The organism is Citrobacter sp. S-77 (assembly GCF_963864895.1).
Taxonomy (GTDB): Bacteria; Pseudomonadota; Gammaproteobacteria; order Enterobacterales; family Enterobacteriaceae; genus Citrobacter; species Citrobacter murliniae.
Genome location: NZ_CAWLWU010000002.1, coordinates 4,621,324 through 4,639,520 on the forward strand (window position 1 = coordinate 4,621,324; position 18,197 = coordinate 4,639,520).

Sequence of the window (18,197 nt, forward strand, 5' to 3'; positions counted from 1 at the left end):
GCATGAAAAATTCACTGGATGTCGTCACCATTGGTGAAGCGATGGCGATGTTTGTCGCCACGCAAACGGGTGATTTGGCGGACGTAGAGCAGTTTATCAAGCGCGTAGCGGGCGCTGAACTCAATGTGGCAACCGGCCTTGCCCGCCTGGGCCTGAAGGTCGGCTGGGTGAGTCGCGTGGGTAACGACAGTTTTGGTCGTTTTATTCTTAAGTCGCTGGCGAAAGAAGGGATTGATGCGCAGGGAGTTACCCAGGACGGGCGCTACGCAACCGGCTTTCAGTTAAAATCTAAAGTCGAAAATGGAACCGATCCCATTGTGGAGTATTTCCGCAAAGGCTCCGCCGCCAGCCACCTCAGTGTTGAGGATTATCATGATGCATACTTCTCCAGCGCGCGTCATCTGCACCTGAGCGGCGTTGCAGCAGCACTGTCAGCAAGTTCATACGCGCTGCTGTCTCATACTGCCAGCACTATGAAAGCGATGGGTAAGACAATCTCATTTGACCCGAACCTACGCCCGGTGCTGTGGAAAAGCGAAACAGAAATGGTGGAGAAACTCAATCGATTAGCCTTTCAGGCTGACTGGGTTCTACCGGGGTTAAAAGAGGGCATGATTTTAACCGGGCAACAGACCCCTGAAGGCATCGCAGACTTTTATCTGCGCCACGGCGTCAAGGCAGTGATCATCAAAACCGGGGCCGATGGCGCCTGGTATAAAGCCGCCAATGGCGAGCACGGTAGTGTCGCGCCAGTGAGAGTCGACAACGTAGTCGACACCGTTGGCGCGGGCGATGGTTTTGCCGTGGGTGTAATCAGTGCGCTACTGGAAGGACGCTCTCTGCATCAGGCAGTAACCCGAGGCAATAAAATTGGTGCACTGGCCATTCAGGTTCAGGGCGACAGCGAAGGCTTACCCACACGTGAACAATTATGGGAATAAACCCCCGACCCTCTCTGTACCCTATATGCAGAGGCGGCATAACAGCATAACCAGAGGGCAATCTATGAATAGCTCAACAAATGCAGCAAAACGCTGGTGGTACATCATGCCGATCGTGTTTATCACGTACAGTCTGGCGTACCTTGATCGCGCGAACTTCAGCTTCGCATCCGCCGCCGGAATCAACGAAGATCTCGGCATTACCAAAGGGATTTCCTCCCTGCTGGGTGCCCTGTTTTTCCTCGGTTATTTCTTCTTCCAGATCCCTGGAGCGATTTACGCCGAGCGCCGTAGCGTACGAAAACTGATTTTTATCTGCCTGATCCTGTGGGGAGCCTGCGCGTCACTGACCGGTATGGTCAGTAACATCCCCATGCTCGCTGCCATTCGCTTCATTCTTGGCGTTGTTGAAGCCGCGGTCATGCCCGCGATGCTGATTTATATCAGTAACTGGTTTACGAAGTCCGAACGTTCACGCGCCAATACCTTCCTGATCCTCGGCAATCCGGTAACCGTCCTGTGGATGTCCGTTGTTTCCGGTTATCTGATTCAAGCGCTGGGCTGGCGTGAAATGTTCATCATTGAGGGCTTCCCGGCCATCATCTGGGCGTTTTGCTGGTGGGTGCTGGTAAAAGACAAACCTTCACAGGTGGGCTGGTTGTCGGAATCCGAGAAAGCGGCGCTGCAGGCCCAACTGGAAAAAGAGCAGCAGGGTATTAAAGCCGTACGTAATTACCGTGAAGCTTTCCGCTCACGTAACGTGATCTTGTTGTGCCTGCAGTATTTTACCTGGAGTATTGGCGTCTACGGCTTCGTCCTGTGGCTCCCGTCCATCATCCGTAGTGGTGGCGCAAATTTAGGTATGGTGGAGGTCGGTTGGCTTTCATCAGTACCTTATCTGGCAGCAACGGCAGCGATGATTCTGGTCTCATGGGCTTCAGATAAACTGCAAAACCGTAAACTGTTTGTCTGGCCGCTGTTACTGATCGCCGCTTTCGCCTTTATCGGCTCCTGGGCCGTTGGTGCTGACCACTTCTGGGTTTCATACACCTTGTTGGTGATTGCAGGTGCGGCAATGTACGCTCCTTACGGTCCCTTCTTCGCCATCATTCCAGAAATGCTGCCTCGTAACGTTGCCGGGGGAGCAATGGCACTGATTAACAGCATGGGCGCATTAGGCTCATTCTTTGGTTCCTGGTTTGTCGGCTACCTCAATGGCACCACCGGCAGCCCTTCCGCCTCATACATTTTTATGGGGGTAGCGCTTTTTGTCTCAGTATGGCTAACTCTGATTGTCAGACCAAGTTCTGCTAATAATCAGCAACTTCCAACTGGCGCGCACCACGCTTAAACACTAACTTACGGAGATTCGTATGAAGCCGTCCATTATTCTCTACAAAGCGTTACCTGACGATTTGCTGCAACGCCTGGAAGAGCATTTTACTGTGACTCAGGTGCCCAACTTGCGCCCGGAAACAGTAACACAGCACGCACAGGCCTTTGCCAGCGCGGAGGGACTGTTAGGCTCAAGTGAAACCGTCAATACCGCCCTGCTGGAGAAAATGCCCAAACTGCGTGCGACATCAACAATCTCCGTCGGCTATGACAATTTTGACGTCGATGCTCTCAACACACATAAGGTGCTGTTGATGCACACGCCAACAGTGCTGACAGAAACCGTCGCTGATACGGTGATGGCGCTGGTGCTAAGCACAGCCCGCCGCGTGGTTGAAGTAGCTGAACGAGTGAAAGTCGGTGAATGGACCAAAAGTATTGGCCCAGATTGGTTTGGCACCGATGTGCACCACAAAACGCTGGGGATTGTCGGCATGGGCCGCATTGGGCTGGCTCTGGCGCAACGTGCTCATTTCGGTTTTGGCATGCCGATTCTCTACAACGCGCGACGCCACCATAAGGAAGCAGAAGAGCGCTTCAACGCGCGTTACTGCGATCTGGACACACTGCTGCAGGAGTCTGACTTTGTCTGCCTGATTCTGCCGTTAACAGAAGAAACGCATCACCTGTTTAGTACAGAGCAGTTTGCCAAAATGAAGTCCTCCGCCATTTTCATCAATGCGGGTCGTGGTCCGGTCGTGGATGAAACCGCGCTGATTGCTGCTCTAAAAAACGGGGAGATTCATGCGGCAGGTCTGGATGTGTTTGAGCAGGAACCGCTGTCGGTAGACTCACCGCTGCTGTCACTGCCAAACGTAGTGGCAGTACCGCATATTGGCTCAGCAACCCATGAAACACGCTATAACATGGCGGCCTGTGCGGTAGATAACTTAATCGATGCGCTACAAGGAAAGGTCGAGAAAAACTGCGTGAACCCGCAGATTTTGGGGTAAAAAATACCGGGTTGCGTTAACGCATACCCGGCATTTTGTATATAGCTATAGGCCGGACAAGGCGAAGCCGCCATCCGGCATACTGCCATTACTGGGCTGCACTCACCGCAGCAGTCCAGGCTTGAGTAAAGGCCTGGTGCTGAGAAGCCAGCGGGCCAATCAGCGTATTGTACTGACTTGCCTGTTGTGATGTTGGGAACTGGATACCGTTCGCAACAAAGCTCACCTGCGTATCCTGTTGCGCCACAAAATCACCTACCTGTACCAACTGCTGCGTGAAGATTTGCGCGGCAGGTATCAGCGGCTGTAACGCCTCAGCAGGCGCGGTTACCACTTTGTTGTAGACCTGATCAAAAACAGGCTTCAGGTCGTCGCTCTGCTTCAACGCACCGTGTGCAGCATCGGCCTGGAGTTTCGCGTTCTGCAACTGCTGTCCTAACACACCCAGCGCACCATTTGCCTGACGTAGCGGTTCACGCTGAGTCACATAATCCTGAGGAACACGAATTGCATTGACGCTATCAACAACCGGACGCAGACCGGAGTCCATCGCCTGATTTACCTGCTGCGAATAGCCGTAAAGAATCGCGTAATCGGACACAAACGGGCCAAACTGTTTTTTCTGATCGGCGGTAAGCGTCGGTAAACGCTCCCCACTACGCATTGCAGTATTCTGCAGAAAATCGATAAACGCTTTACGCTGATCGCCTTCTTTATCAAAACACCCACTCAGGCCAACTACCATTAAGAGCGCCAAAACAGGCGCAAACCAGCGAGAGCAGGACTTACCTGTCGCCATTTTAATACTCCTTTCACCCAAAAATGCGCACAACGACACCCGCGTGCCTGACGATGACAAGGATAGTCCAGGTCAGCCCCGCAAGATACCCTTTCCACATAATCTTGTAAGGGAAAATCCCCCTCCCCATCGTCCTTCCTTTACTAACCAATGTTCCATTCCTCGCACGGTGTAATTTTTTAGTAATCTTTACAATTGGAATCCGTTGTCTGGAGATCCCGACCGTTATCAAATCGTTAGCAAACTACAGGTTGCCCCATGCGAGACGCTGAAACGAATCCATAACCAGAACCTTCAGCCCGCCTTCATTTTTTACGACTATTCTTAATGAGCTTTGATCAAATTCACGATCCCGTTGTGTGATTTTAGGAGTTCTCAATGGAATACAAAGATCCTATGTTTGAACTGCTGAGCAGTCTGGAACAGATTGTTTTTAAAGATGTATCGCAGACGGTAACCCTGACGCAAAAATCCAACCCTTTCACCGAATTTGAACAGCTACGACGAGGGACTGGATTAAAAACAGATGATTTTGCCCGTGTAATGGGCGTGACGGTCGCGATGGTTCATGAGTGGGAGTCTAAACGCGTAAAGCCTTCCAGCACTGAATTGAAATTGATGCGCCTGATACAGGCGGACCCAAGATTAAGTAAGCAGTTGATGGATTAGAACATTTTTCACATTTGATTTAAGAACGGCCCTGAAAAAGGGCCGTTTTCTCGCCGTCGCTATCCACAAAAAAGAAAATAGTAGTTGCATCCCTATGCGTAAAATGAGTTAATGCACTCAACGGTTTGACGTACAGACCATTAAAGCAGTTTAGTAAGGCAAGTCCCTTCAAGAGTTATCGTTGATACCCTTCGTAGTGAGCATTTCCTTTACTGTTAAAAAATCTGTAAAGCACGCCATATCGCCGAAAGGCACACTTATTTTTTAAAAGGTAATACACTATGTCCGGTAAAATGACTGGTATCGTAAAATGGTTCAACGCTGACAAAGGTTTCGGCTTCATCACTCCTGACGATGGCTCTAAAGACGTGTTCGTACACTTCTCTGCTATCCAGAACGATGGCTACAAATCCCTGGACGAAGGTCAGAAAGTTTCCTTCACCATCGAAAGCGGCGCTAAAGGCCCGGCAGCTGGCAACGTAACCAGCCTGTAAGCTTAAAAAAGCTCAGAATTCAAGATCCCTGCCAAATGGCGGGGATTTTTTTATTTGCACGTTGCGATAAATCCCTCTCCTCTCTTCTTTGCATTACTTTACCCACTACACCTTTGACCTTTCCCTAAGGGCAAGCTTTATAGTACGTCGGCATGTATTCCACAATTTTCACAAGGAATTGAAGCTATGTCGAAATCCTCACTGCTGCTGCTTTTGGGTTTATTCACAGCCAGTAACGTATTTGCAGCAACCCCAGAGTCAACCTTTCTGGCGCAACATGGGCTTAGCGGGAAATCCGTCGAACAAATGGTAGAAACCATTGACCAGTCGCCTCAGAGTCGTCCATTACCCTACTCTGCTTCCGTTACCAGTACGGCTCTTAAGCTGTCTTCCGGTGAGCAGGTTTATACACTGCCGCTCGGCGATAAGTTCTACCTGTCCTTTGCCCCTTATGAATGGCAAACGCACCCCTGCTTTAACCACAGTCTCTCTGGCTGCCAGGGCGAAATGCCTGAGAAGACTTTTGATGTCAAAGTGACGGATAACAAAGGTGATGTTGTCGTACAAAAAGAGATGAAAAGCGGCCGTAATGGATTTATCGGCGTATGGCTACCGCGCAATATAGAAGGCACGATCGAAGTGAGTTATAACGGTAAAAGTGCGGCTCATTCCATTAAGACGATGAATGATAGCCAGACCTGCCTGACAGAATTGCAACTGCGCTGATAGCATAAAAAAATGCCGGATAGCGCAATTTTGCTTATCCGGCATTTTCTAAGTCATTTCACGACAATTACTGCAGCAGTGAAATATCCGCCACGCGCAGGAACAGCTCGCGCAGTTTTTCGAGCATAGAGAGACGGTTAATACGTAGCTCTTTATCCTCGACGTTCACCATCACTTTCTCGAAGAAAGCATCCACAGGCTCACGCAGTTCAGCCAGCTCAACCAGCGCTTCCTGATAGCGGCCTTCAGCGAAGAACGGCTCGAGCTTGTCACGCAGCACGACAACCTGCATCGCCAGCGCAATCTCTTCCGGCTCTTTCAGCGTTGACGCATTCACGCGGTCATTCAGCTTCTCTTCTGACTTCGCCAGAATGTTCGATACACGTTTGTTGGCAGCAGCCAGCGCAGATGCGGCTTCCAGCGTACGGAAGTGCGAAACCGCCTTCATGCGTGCGTCGAAATCAGCCGGACGAGTCGGACGACGCGCCAGCACAGCCTGAATGGTATCAACGCTGTAACCTTCATCCTGATACCAGGCGCGGAAGCGGCCGAGCATAAAGTCGATAACGTCATCAACCACATTGGCGTTAGTCAGCTTATCACCGTACAGACGAACCGCTTCTTCGGTCAGCGTTTGCAGATCCAAAGTCAGGTTTTTCTCAACAATGATACGCAGTACGCCCAGCGCAGCACGACGCAGTGCAAACGGGTCTTTGTCACCTTTCGGATGCTGGCCGATACCGAAGATACCCGCCAGGGTGTCCATCTTATCGGCAATCGCTACCGCACAGGCAACCGGGTTGGACGGCAACTCATCGCCGGCAAAGCGAGGCTGATACTGTTCGTTCAGCGCCACAGCAACATCTTCCGCTTCGCCATCATGACGTGCGTAGTGCATGCCCATCACGCCCTGAGTGTCAGTGAACTCGAAGACCATGTTGGTCATCAGGTCACATTTTGACAGCAGGCCCGCACGGGTCGCATGATTAACATCAGCGCCAATCTGACCGGCAATCCAGCCCGCCAGCGCCTGAATACGATCGGTCTTATCACGCAACGTACCCAGTTGCTGTTGGAACAGCACGGTTTGCAGGCGCGGCAAATGGTCTTCCAGACGTTTTTTGCGGTCGGTATTGAAGAAGAACTCGGCATCAGCCAGACGCGGACGAACCACTTTCTCGTTACCGGAGATGATTTGCTGTGGATCTTTAGACTCGATATTGGCAACGAAGATAAAGTTCGGCAGCAGTTTGCCGTCGTTCGCATATACCGGGAAGTACTTCTGGTCACCTTTCATGGTGTGGACCAGCGCTTCAGAAGGTACGGCGAGGAATTTTTCTTCAAATTTTGCCGTCAGCACCACTGGCCATTCAACCAGAGAGGCGACTTCTTCCAGCAGACTTTCGCTCAGATCGGCGTTACCACCAATCTTACGCGCCGCTTCTTCGGCATCGGCTTTAATTTTTGCCTTACGCTCGGCGTAATCGGCAATCACTTTACCGCGCTGACGCAGGATTTCAGGATACTGATCGGCATTGTCGATGGTGAATTCCGGCTCGCCCATAAAGCGGTGGCCACGAATCACGCGATCGGACTGAATACCCAGGATCGTTGCCGGAATAACTTTGTCGCCCAACAGCAAGGTCACAGTGTGAACCGGACGCACAAAGTGAACATCAGACGCACCCCAACGCATCAGTTTCGGGATCGGCAGCTTAGCCAGCGAGGTGGCGATCATGTCAGGCAGCAGCGTTTCAGCACTTTCGCCTTTCACATGCGCACGATACAGCAACCACTCACCTTTATCGGTGGTCAGGCGTTCAGCCTGATCAACAGTGATGCCGCAACCACGCGCCCAACCCTCTGCCGCTTTGCTCGGATTACCGCTGGCATCAAATGCCTGGGCAATTGCCGGACCGCGTTTTTCAACTTCGCGGTCAGGTTGAGACTCAGCCAGAGCGGCTACCTTCAGCGCCAGACGACGCGGGGCGGCAAACCACTCAACATTGCCGTGCGCGAGGCCGGCGTTATCCAGCTCCGCGGTAAAGTTCGCAGCAAAGGACTCTGCCAGGCTGCGCAGTGCTTTTGGTGGCAGCTCTTCAGTGCCGATTTCCACCAGAAAAGTTTTCTCAGACATGGCCGCCTCTTATTTGTCTTTGTTGCACATCGGGAAGCCAAGGGCTTCACGGGAAGCGTAGTAAGCTTCTGCCACTGCTTTAGTCAGGGTGCGAATGCGCAAAATATAGCGCTGACGCTCGGTGACGGAGATGGCTTTACGCGCATCCAGCAGGTTGAAGCTATGGGCGGCTTTCAGAATACGCTCGTAGGCAGGCAGCGGCAGCGGATTTTCCAGTGCCAGCAACTGCTGAGCTTCTTTCTCGTACTGCTCGAAGCAGGTAAACAGGAAATCCACATCGGCGTATTCGAAGTTGTAGGTGGATTGCTCCACTTCGTTCTGATGGAACACGTCGCCGTAAGTGGTTTTACCCAGCGGGCCGTCGCTCCAGACCAGGTCGTAAACGCTGTCTACGCCCTGAATGTACATGGCCAGACGTTCCAGACCGTAGGTAATTTCCCCGGTCACCGGCTTGCATTCCAGACCACCCACCTGCTGGAAGTAGGTGAACTGCGTGACTTCCATGCCGTTCAGCCACACTTCCCAACCCAGACCCCAGGCACCCAGCGTTGGGTTTTCCCAGTTATCTTCCACGAAACGAATGTCGTGAATGGTCGGGTCCATACCCAGCTCCTTCAGAGAGCCCAGGTACAGTTCCTGAATATTGTCCGGTGACGGCTTAATGACGACCTGGAACTGATAGTAGTGCTGTAAGCGGTTCGGGTTTTCGCCGTAGCGACCGTCGGTCGGACGACGAGAAGGCTGCACATAAGCAGTTGCCATCGGCTCCGGCCCCAGCGCGCGCAGGCAGGTCATTGGGTGAGAAGTCCCCGCGCCGACTTCCATGTCCAATGGTTGAACAATGGTGCAGCCCTGGCGAGCCCAGTAATCCTGTAAGGTCAGGATCAAGCCCTGGAAGGTCCTGGTATCAAACTTTTGCATATTATTTCGTGCTGGATACGTGTGGATTTAAAGGAAGCGGTCAGTATACCCGCTGGCTGCAAGATATACAGTACGAAACGGGAAAAAGGGGGCACTTAGCGCATGGAAAGGTGCAAAAACTGCCCGTCTGCATCAAATGAGCAGACAAAACTCTCTTTACGGAAGGTAGAACCGCGCATCTCATAGCTACCCTGGAATTGTTCAAAGCCGGTAACATCAATTTTCTGGGTCGCAGTGTTATAGCGTTCGGCAGCCTCATTTTTGCACAATGATTCCATATCCAGCGAACGCGTAGGAGTGACTTTGACCTTTTGCGCCTTCTGTTCGGCCGCGGACGATTGAGGGTCGGCGCATCCTGCCAACAGGAAGGTTGTCACCATCACAGGAAAGAAATACTTCATCATCATTTTATTACCGCCTGTTTTGCTGGTCAGTCTTATTATTATTTATGTCTGAAACTCGATTCCTATTGTGAGAATCTCCTCGGACCACCACAAGCTTTAGCGTAAGAACTCGGATTATTCCAGTGAGACACGCCGACAAAATGCCAGTCAGATTATTTTTAAATGGAAACAGAGGAACTGATGCAGCCCAAAATTTTCTGGATTGATAACCTGCGAGGGATTGCCTGTTTAATGGTAGTTATGATTCATACCACTACCTGGTACATCACTAATGCGCAAATCGTCAGCCCAGTAAACTGGGATCTTGCCAATGTGCTAAATTCAGCCTCACGCGTCAGCGTACCGTTGTTTTTTATGATCTCGGGTTACCTCTTTTTTGGCGAGCGAAGTGCTCAGCCACGACATTTTGTGCGTATCGCACTCTGCATTCTGTTTTACAGCTCCGTAGCACTGGCCTACATCCTGTTATTTACCTCAATCAATGCCAGGCTATCGCTAATAAATCTGTTGCAGAAACCGGTTTTCTATCACCTGTGGTTTTTCTTCGCCATCGCCGTCATCTATCTGGTATCACCACTGATTCAGGTAAAGAATATCAGCGGGAAAACGCTGCTGGCGCTAATGGTTGTACTTGGTGTCATTGCCAATCCCAACACCGTATCGCAAAAAATCGGCGGTTTTGAGTGGCTGCCCATCAACTTATACATCAACGGCGATACGTTCTATTACATCCTGTACGGCATGCTGGGGCGGGCAATTGGCATAATGGAGACGCAAAAACGCGCATTAACCTGGCTCAGTGCGTTACTGTGTCTCGTTAGCGTGGTTATTATTTCTCGGGGGACGTTGCATGAACTCCACTGGCGAGGCAATTTTGCCGATACCTGGTATCTCTATTGCGGTCCAATGGTATTTATTTGCGCTATATCACTGCTGACACTAATCAAAAATACGCTCGGCACGCGCACCATACCGGTACTTGGCCTTATTTCTCGCCATTCACTGGGTATTTATGGCTTCCATGCGCTGATCATTCATGCATTGCGCACGAATGGGATCGAGTTTAAAGCGTGGCCCCCGCTGGACATGCTGTGGATTTTTAGCGCCACCCTGGCAGGTAGCTTGCTGCTTTCCATACTGTTGCAACGAATAGATACGCGCAGACTGGTGAGTTAAGTCTCATCAGGTTGATCTTTTTTCAACGGACGCAACAGCAGGATCTGTCCCAGTAAACCCATTACGAATGCCGCCGGATACAGCCCCATTTCGACAGGTAATAACGGGGCATTCCATATTCCTACCAACAGTAATCCTGTTGTTATCAATGCCACCATCTGACATACAGAGGAAAAGCGTTCATCATTCTGATTAAGATTTTTAGCATGATGATAAGCATACGTAACGAACATCCCCGTCACCAACACACCCAAAAAATACCCTTTTCCGCTCAACAGTGGGCATGCCCGCCATAAACCAACAATGTAAATAAGTGCGCCAGAAAGGAATAACATCCATGACCACAACCTCAAAGTCTTCATTGGGATCTCCTTATCCATCAGGGATGATGATATGAAGTACCCAAAGGAGATCACACAGGAAATAGTGCCAACGCTGAGATTTAAGAATTAATTCATACTCAATTTCTATTGTTTTGATTTAGTCATACAGAAGATTTATCCCCCTCTACTGAGCAGAGAGGGATAAGGTCAGGACATTAGCGGTAGCAATTGCTGGTAGATACGACGGAAGGTTTCGCGACGTTGCTGAAAGAGAGCATGGCGCTCTGCGTCAGGGTAATGCGACTGCTCCAGCACAAGCTGAGGCAGTAAATCAGATAATGGCTTCCGGGGGTTTATTGCAATTTGCGCCAAACGTGCCGCCCCCAAAGCAGGGCCGACATCGCCACCAGTACGGTAATCCAGTTGCAATCCACTGATATCAGACAGCATCTGTCGCCAGTATTCACTGCGCGCCCCACCACCAATCAACGTAATGCTGGCCGGTTTAACGCCGCAGGCATGCACCACATCCATCCCGTCTGCCAACGCAAAACCGACCCCTTCCAGAACAGCTTGAGCCAGTTCAGCCGGACCATGTTGATGGGCCAAACCAAAAAACACGCCCTTCGCCTGCGGGTTGTTGTGCGGCGTACGTTCACCGGACAGATAGGGTAAAAACCAGACAGGACCGGCGTTGTCATCCGCCTGTTGCGCCGCGCTAATCAGTGCCGGAACGTTCGCCAGCCCGGTTAATTTCACCGCCCAGTCAAGGCAGGACGCCGCGCTGAGCATAACCGACATCAGGTGCCAGCGCTCAGGTAAGGCGTGGCAAAAACTGTGCACCGCGCTTTCTGGTTTGCTGAGGAACCCATCACTGACCGCAAAATAGACACCAGAGGTACCCAGCGAGAGCATCGCCTGACCAGCATTCATCATGCCTACGCCAACCGCTCCCGCCGCGTTGTCACCACCGCCAGCAACGACCGGGACTTCCGACATTCCCCATGATTGGGCAACAGCAGGCAACAGTGTCCCGGTAATTTCGCTACCTTCATACAAAGCAGGCATATGCTCACGGGTCAGACCACATGCTTCCAGCATGACATCACTCCAGTCACGCTTCGCCACATCCAGCCACATCGTACCCGCCGCATCAGACATATCGCTGGCAAAATCACCGGTCATGCGCAGACGCAGATAATCTTTCGGTAACAGGACTTTCTCAGTCTGGCGGAAAATCTCCGGCTCATGGCGTTGAACCCACAGCAGTTTTGGCGCAGTAAAACCAGGCATCATCAGATTGCCCGTGATCTTACGGGACTGCGGAATCAGATTTTCCAGCATCACGCACTCTTCAGCGCAGCGTCCGTCATTCCACAAAATTGCCGGGCGTAATACCTTCTGTTGCTTATCAAGTAGTGTCGCACCGTGCATTTGTCCGGCAATCCCTAGCGCCTTCACCCCTCTGAGTGAATGTTGCTGAGACAGCGCTTTTACGGCGCGATCCGTTGCCAGCCACCACTGTTCAGGATCCTGCTCCGACCATAACGGATGAGGACGTGAGACCGTGAGCTTCTCCGCTTGTGAGGCCACCACATCACCCTGCTCGTTCAGCAGGATTACCTTTACGCCTGATGTACCAAGATCTATCCCGATATACATAGGGTATCTTTCCTTAAAGAAATGCCCGGTAGCGCAAAGCTATCCGGGCTTACGCACGCTCTCAGAGGCCTGTTATTTGTCGAACAAATACTGGTTTACCAGATTTTCCAGCAGTTCCTGATGACCGCTTTGGTGCACTGGTGCCAGGTTATGTTGTTCAGCGTACTGCGCAATTTCCGTTAACGTCATCTGACCTTTCAGAATTTGCTGGCCCAGCTCACTATTCCAACCGGCATAGCGTTTTGCCACTCGCTGATCCAGACCACCGTCTTCAATCATACGGGCCGCGACTTTCAGCGACAGCGCCATGGTATCCATAGCACCAATATGCCCATAAAACAGATCGTATTTATCGGTGCTCTGGCGACGTACTTTGGCATCAAAGTTCAGACCGCCGGTGGTGAAGCCACCTGCTTTCAGGATTTCGTACATCACCAGCGCATTCTCTTCCACGCTGTTCGGGAACTGGTCAGTATCCCAGCCCAGTTGCGCGTCACCGCGGTTTGCATCGACAGAGCCAAACAGACCAAGGGCGATAGCGGTGGCGATCTCATGATGGAATGAGTGACCCGCCAGTGTGGCGTGGTTTGCTTCGATATTCAGTTTGATCTCTTTTTCCAGACCGAACTGCTTCAGGAAACCATAAACAGTCGCTGCATCGTAATCGTACTGGTGTTTTGTTGGTTCCTGCGGCTTCGGTTCGATCAGCAGCGTCCCCTGAAAACCAGTTTTGTGTTTGTGCTCCACCACCAGTTGCATAAAGCGTCCGATCTGCTCGCGTTCCTGACGCAGATCGGTATTCAGCAGCGTTTCATAACCTTCACGACCGCCCCACAGGACATAGTTCTCGCCGCCTAATTTATGCGTGGCATCCATGGCTGTCACGACCTGCGTGGCCGCCCAACTGAAAACTTCCGGGTCCGGATTAGTGGCCGCGCCTGCGCCGTAACGCGGGTTAGTAAAGCAGTTTGCCGTACCCCACAGCAGTTTTACACCGCTCTGTTCCTGTTTTTCCGCCAGAACATCAACCATCTGGGCAAAGTTGTTTTTATACTCTTTCAGCGAGGCGCCTTCAGGTGAGACGTCAACATCGTGGAAACAGTAGTAAGGCACGTTCAGTTTGTGGAAAAACTCAAATGCCACATCCGCTTTCCGCTTCGCTAATTCCAGCGCTTCACCAGGCTGTTGCCACGGGCGATTAAACGCGCCAACGCCAAACATATCTGCACCATTCCAGCAAAAGGTATGCCAGTAGCAGGCCGCAAATCGCAAATGATCTTCCATGCGCTTACCCAACACAATTTCATCTGGGTTGTAGTGACGGAATGCTAATGGATTGGTTGATTTAGTGCCTTCATAACGAACACGATCAAGCTGGTCAAAATAGGCTTGCATAATGAGCTCCATAATCAGGTAATGCGGCGGGTGATTGATAATGTCGTAATATTGGGCACTCCCCACATATTGCTCAATTATGTTATTTCACACTGCTATTGAGATAATTCACAAGTGTGCGCCACTTCTCAAAATAAAAACCTTCAATTAAAAAAACGTTACTTATCAAAGATAAATGTAATCATGCTGGTCAATCATTTAAAATAAGATCCCGGTCATAAATTAGAAAATAAACCAAAAAACGTAACTGGAAGATAAAAATCTATAATTGCCTTCTGTGCATTACCTGTTAAAAATCTGCTACGTCTTACGCTGTGATTGTTACTTTTACTGTTGTCTATCCCCTACAAAAGGCATCACGATTATGAAGATGAAAAATATTTTACTCACTGTCTGTACCTCTCTTTTACTCACCAGCGTCGCAGGTCATGCCAAAGAAGTTAAAATCGGTATGGCAATTGATGATCTCCGTCTGGAACGCTGGCAGAAAGACCGCGATATTTTCGTCAGCAAAGCTGAATCTCTCGGGGCGAAAGTATTTGTGCAATCGGCGAATGGTAATGAAGAAACCCAAATGTCGCAGATTGAAAACATGATCAACCGAGGCGTTGATGTCCTTGTGATAATCCCTTACAACGGCCAGGTATTAAGTAACGTTATCAAAGAAGCAAAACAAGAAGGGATAAAAGTACTGGCTTACGATCGCATGATCAATGATGCCGATATCGACTTTTATATCTCTTTTGATAATGAAAAGGTCGGAGAATTACAGGCTCAATCATTAGTCAATATCGTACCACAAGGAAATTATTTTCTGATGGGCGGTTCACCAGTCGATAATAATGCGAAACTGTTCCGTGCCGGACAAATGAAAGTATTAAAACCGTATATCGACAGCGGAAAAATTAAGGTTGTGGGCGATCAGTGGGTTGACGGTTGGTTACCTGAAAATGCCTTAAAGATTATGGAAAATGCGTTAACCGCCAACAATAACAAAATTGATGCAGTGGTTGCCTCAAATGACGCAACGGCTGGCGGTGCGATCCAGGCGCTGAGCGCACAAGGGTTATCAGGAAAAGTCGCTATTTCCGGACAGGATGCAGACCTTGCAGGTATCAAACGCATCGTTGCCGGAACACAAACGATGACAGTTTATAAACCCATTACTCTGCTCGCTAATACTGCCGCAGAGATCGCAGTCGAACTCGGAAATGACCAACAGCCAAAAGCTGATTCCACGCTGAATAATGGCCTGAAAGATGTTCCTTCCCGGCTACTAACGCCAATTGACGTGAACAAAGACAATATTAACGAGACAGTCATCAAAGACGGATTCCACAAGAAAAGCGATCTATAAGCGTTATGCCCTCTGCAAAATCGGAGGGCAACAAACGTGGTTTCAAAATAGCCACGGGTATACGTGAACGTCCACGCAGGGTTCTCTTATTGGCTTATGTGGAGCAGTTATGCCATATCTTCTTGAAATGAAAAACATTACCAAGACATTCGGCGTAGTGAAGGCTGTTGATAACGTTAGCCTCAGGGTGAATGCTGGCGAAATCGTTTCACTATGCGGTGAAAATGGTTCAGGTAAATCGACATTAATGAAAGTGCTGTGTGGTATTTATCCACATGGAACCTACGAAGGCGATATCATTTTTTCCGGCGAAACCATAAGGGCCAGCCATATTCGTGATACCGAACGCAAGGGTATTGCAATTATTCACCAGGAATTAGCACTGGTTAAAGATCTGACCGTTCTGGAAAATATCTTCCTAGGCAGCGAAATCACCCTTAACGGTGTTCTTGATTACGACATGATGACGCTACGCTGCCAAAAATTACTCGCTCAGGTCAGTTTGTCTATCTCACCAGATACGCGCGTGGGCGATTTAGGTTTAGGCCAACAACAGTTGGTTGAAATTGCTAAGGCGCTGAATAAGCAAGTTCGGTTGCTTATTCTGGATGAACCTACCGCCTCGCTCACCGAGCAAGAAACCGCAATACTGCTGAATATCATACGTGACCTGCAGCAGCATGATATTGCCTGCATTTACATTTCACACAAACTGAATGAGGTTAAAGCCATATCAAATACCATTTGCGTTATTCGCGATGGTCAACACATCGGCACGCGCGATGCCACCAGCATGAGTGAAGACGATATTATCACCATGATGGTAGGCCGTGAGCTCACTGCGCTTTATCCCAGCGAGCCTCATACGGCGGGAGAAGAGATTTTACGGGTTGAACACCTGACCGCCTGGCATCCCGTAAATCGTCATATAAAGCGCGTCAACGATATTTCTTTCTCACTCAAGCGTGGTGAAATTTTGGGCATTGCCGGGCTGGTCGGCGCCGGACGCACCGAAGCCGTACAGTGTCTGTTTGGCGTCTGGCCGGGTCGCTGGGAAGGTAAGATATTTATCGAAGGCACTCAGGTGAATATCCGTAATTGCCAGCAAGCGATTGCTCAAGGTATTGCCATGGTGCCCGAAGACAGAAAAAGAGATGGCATTGTTCCGGTGATGGCGGTGGGAAAAAATATCACGCTGGCTGCGCTCGATAAATTTACCGGGGGTATGAGCCATCTTGATGATGCCGCAGAACAAAAATGTATTCTGGAATCTCTTCAACAGCTCAAAGTGAAAACATCATTTCCCGACCTTGCGATCGGGCGTCTGAGCGGAGGTAACCAACAAAAAGCGATACTCGCCCGTTGCCTCCTGCTAAATCCCCGAATCCTCATTCTTGATGAACCCACCAGGGGAATTGATATCGGCGCCAAATATGAGATCTACAAACTGATCAATCAGCTCGTTCAGGAAGGGATCGCCGTGATTGTCATCTCTTCTGAATTACCTGAAGTTCTCGGACTGAGCGATCGCATCCTGGTGATGCATGAAGGAAAACTGAAAGCTAACCTGGTAAATCATAACCTGACTCAGGAGCAGGTGATGGAAGCCGCATTAAGGAGCGAACATCATGTCGAAAAACAATCCGTCTGAAGCGAAACTTTCAGCCCCACAGGCAAGCGGTTTCCCCGCAATTAAATCGCTTAACTTACAAGTCTTCGTCATGATTGCGGCAATCATCGTGATTATGCTGTTCTTCACCTGGACCACGGACGGTGCTTACCTGAGCGCACGTAACGTCTCTAACCTGCTGAGACAGACCGCGATTACCGGCATTCTTGCCGTTGGTATGGTGTTCGTGATTATTTCCGCCGAAATCGACCTTTCAGTTGGTTCAATGATGGGGTTGCTGGGCGGTGTAGCGGCGATCTGTGACGTCTGGTTAGGCTGGCCGCTACCACTGACTGTGATCGTCACGCTGGTTCTGGGCTTACTCCTCGGTGCATGGAATGGATGGTGGGTAGCCTACCGCAAGGTACCGTCGTTTATTGTTACCCTCGCGGGTATGCTGGCGTTCCGCGGTATTCTTATTGGGATAACCAACGGGACAACGGTATCACCCACCAGCGCTGCAATGTCTCAGATTGGTCAGAGCTACTTGTCCGATGGCACAGGCTTTATCATCGGCGCTCTCGGTTTAATGGCGTTTATTGGCTGGCAGTGGCGCGGGCGTATGCGTCGTCAGACTTTAGGTCTTGAATCTCCCGCATCAACGTCGGTTGTGGGTCGCCAGGCATTAACCGCCATTATCGTATTAGGGGCAATCTGGCTATTGAATGATTATCGCGGTGTCCCTACTCCCGTGCTACTGCTGACGTTGCTGTTGCTCGGGGGGATGTTTATGGCAACACGAACCGCATTTGGTCGGCGGATCTACGCGATTGGTGGCAACCTGGAAGCCGCCCGCCTTTCCGGCATCAACGTTGAGCGCACCAAACTGGCCGTCTTTGCCATTAACGGTTTGATGGTTGCCATTGCCGGGTTAATTCTTAGCTCGCGACTTGGTGCAGGCTCTCCTTCTGCCGGAAACATTGCCGAGCTGGACGCCATTGCCGCATGTGTGATTGGAGGAACCAGCCTGGCGGGAGGGATCGGAAGTGTTGCCGGTGCCGTCATGGGCGCATTTATTATGGCATCTCTGGATAATGGAATGAGTATGATGGATGTTCCCACCTTCTGGCAGTATATAGTGAAAGGGGCGATTTTATTGCTGGCGGTATGGATGGATTCAGCAACTAAACGCCGCGCCTGAATTTAAGAAGTGGGTGAGTCGCAATGCCGGTTAAT

At 50.4% G+C, this 18,197-nt stretch carries 17 protein-coding genes; 10 read left to right on the forward strand and 7 right to left on the reverse strand.

The window, feature by feature from the left end; translation table 11 throughout:
- Window positions 1-2 precede the first annotated feature (2 nt).
- From AACS05_RS22630 to ghrB, 3 genes are all read left to right on the forward strand, one after another.
- The gene (locus tag AACS05_RS22630; protein WP_045448683.1) at window positions 3-941 is read left to right on the forward strand and encodes a sugar kinase; all 939 of its coding nucleotides are present in this window, start codon (window positions 3-5) and stop codon (window positions 939-941) included.
- 64 nt (window positions 942-1,005) lie between these two features.
- Window positions 1,006-2,292: an MFS transporter gene (locus tag AACS05_RS22635; protein ID WP_045448685.1), complete on the forward strand. Its 1,287-nt coding sequence runs from the start codon at window positions 1,006-1,008 to the stop codon at window positions 2,290-2,292.
- A 22-nt stretch (window positions 2,293-2,314) separates the two neighbouring features.
- On the forward strand, window positions 2,315-3,289 hold the full coding sequence (gene ghrB / locus AACS05_RS22640; RefSeq protein WP_045448688.1) for a glyoxylate/hydroxypyruvate reductase GhrB: 975 nt from the start codon (window positions 2,315-2,317) through the stop codon (window positions 3,287-3,289).
- 88 nt (window positions 3,290-3,377) lie between these two features.
- On the opposite strand, the gene AACS05_RS22645 is transcribed toward ghrB, so the two are convergent.
- Complete coding sequence (locus tag AACS05_RS22645) at window positions 3,378-4,088, reverse strand: DUF3053 domain-containing protein (RefSeq protein ID WP_045448690.1); 711 nt, start codon at window positions 4,086-4,088, stop codon at window positions 3,378-3,380.
- A gap of 378 nt (window positions 4,089-4,466) precedes the next feature.
- On the opposite strand from AACS05_RS22645, the gene AACS05_RS22650 reads away from it, so the two are divergent.
- From AACS05_RS22650 to cueP, 3 genes are all read left to right on the forward strand, one after another.
- The gene (locus tag AACS05_RS22650; RefSeq protein WP_045448692.1) at window positions 4,467-4,757 is read left to right on the forward strand and encodes an HTH-type transcriptional regulator; all 291 of its coding nucleotides are present in this window, start codon (window positions 4,467-4,469) and stop codon (window positions 4,755-4,757) included.
- Window positions 4,758-5,038: 281 nt separating this feature from the next.
- Window positions 5,039-5,251, forward strand: a complete 213-nt coding sequence (cspE, locus tag AACS05_RS22655; protein ID WP_000014594.1) for a transcription antiterminator/RNA stability regulator CspE — start codon at window positions 5,039-5,041, stop codon at window positions 5,249-5,251.
- 186 nt (window positions 5,252-5,437) lie between these two features.
- The gene (gene cueP / locus AACS05_RS22660; RefSeq protein ID WP_045448698.1) at window positions 5,438-5,977 is read left to right on the forward strand and encodes a copper-binding periplasmic metallochaperone CueP; all 540 of its coding nucleotides are present in this window, start codon (window positions 5,438-5,440) and stop codon (window positions 5,975-5,977) included.
- Window positions 5,978-6,044: 67 nt separating this feature from the next.
- Here cueP and glyS read toward each other — a convergent pair whose 3' ends face one another.
- The 3 genes from glyS to AACS05_RS22675 form a co-directional block, all read right to left on the reverse strand.
- Window positions 6,045-8,114, reverse strand: a complete 2,070-nt coding sequence (glyS, locus tag AACS05_RS22665) for a glycine--tRNA ligase subunit beta (protein WP_045448701.1) — start codon at window positions 8,112-8,114, stop codon at window positions 6,045-6,047.
- A 9-nt stretch (window positions 8,115-8,123) separates the two neighbouring features.
- A complete protein-coding gene (gene glyQ, locus AACS05_RS22670) occupies window positions 8,124-9,035 on the reverse strand; it encodes a glycine--tRNA ligase subunit alpha (protein WP_001168551.1) in 912 nt (303 codons plus the stop codon).
- 95 nt (window positions 9,036-9,130) lie between these two features.
- Window positions 9,131-9,442 (reverse strand): YsaB family lipoprotein, encoded by a 312-nt coding sequence (locus AACS05_RS22675; RefSeq protein WP_045448705.1) that lies wholly within the window; start codon window positions 9,440-9,442, stop codon window positions 9,131-9,133.
- Between the two features lie 177 nt (window positions 9,443-9,619).
- Here AACS05_RS22675 and AACS05_RS22680 point away from each other — a divergent pair, with 177 nt between their 5' ends.
- Complete coding sequence (locus AACS05_RS22680; RefSeq protein WP_045449826.1) at window positions 9,620-10,615, forward strand: acyltransferase; 996 nt, start codon at window positions 9,620-9,622, stop codon at window positions 10,613-10,615.
- On the opposite strand, the gene yiaB is transcribed toward AACS05_RS22680, so the two are convergent.
- The 3 genes from yiaB to xylA all read right to left on the reverse strand — a co-directional run bounded on the left by yiaB (window position 10,612) and on the right by xylA (window position 13,995).
- Complete coding sequence (gene yiaB, locus AACS05_RS22685) at window positions 10,612-10,977, reverse strand: inner membrane protein YiaB (RefSeq protein ID WP_045448707.1); 366 nt, start codon at window positions 10,975-10,977, stop codon at window positions 10,612-10,614. The genes AACS05_RS22680 and yiaB overlap by 4 nt on opposite strands.
- A 168-nt stretch (window positions 10,978-11,145) precedes the next feature.
- Window positions 11,146-12,600 (reverse strand): xylulokinase, encoded by a 1,455-nt coding sequence (gene xylB, locus AACS05_RS22690; RefSeq protein WP_045448709.1) that lies wholly within the window; start codon window positions 12,598-12,600, stop codon window positions 11,146-11,148.
- Between the two features lie 72 nt (window positions 12,601-12,672).
- Complete coding sequence (gene xylA / locus AACS05_RS22695; RefSeq protein ID WP_045448712.1) at window positions 12,673-13,995, reverse strand: xylose isomerase; 1,323 nt, start codon at window positions 13,993-13,995, stop codon at window positions 12,673-12,675.
- Between the two features lie 364 nt (window positions 13,996-14,359).
- Here xylA and xylF point away from each other — a divergent pair, with 364 nt between their 5' ends.
- The 3 genes from xylF to xylH all read left to right on the forward strand — a co-directional run bounded on the left by xylF (window position 14,360) and on the right by xylH (window position 18,162).
- On the forward strand, window positions 14,360-15,352 hold the full coding sequence (gene xylF / locus AACS05_RS22700; protein ID WP_045448714.1) for a D-xylose ABC transporter substrate-binding protein: 993 nt from the start codon (window positions 14,360-14,362) through the stop codon (window positions 15,350-15,352).
- Between the two features lie 109 nt (window positions 15,353-15,461).
- Window positions 15,462-17,003, forward strand: coding sequence for a xylose ABC transporter ATP-binding protein (locus AACS05_RS22705; protein ID WP_045448715.1), 1,542 nt, complete (start codon window positions 15,462-15,464; stop codon window positions 17,001-17,003).
- Window positions 16,981-18,162 (forward strand): xylose ABC transporter permease XylH, encoded by a 1,182-nt coding sequence (gene xylH / locus AACS05_RS22710; RefSeq protein ID WP_045448717.1) that lies wholly within the window; start codon window positions 16,981-16,983, stop codon window positions 18,160-18,162. Before AACS05_RS22705 ends, xylH begins: the two co-directional genes overlap by 23 nt.
- Window positions 18,163-18,197: the final 35 nt, after the last annotated feature.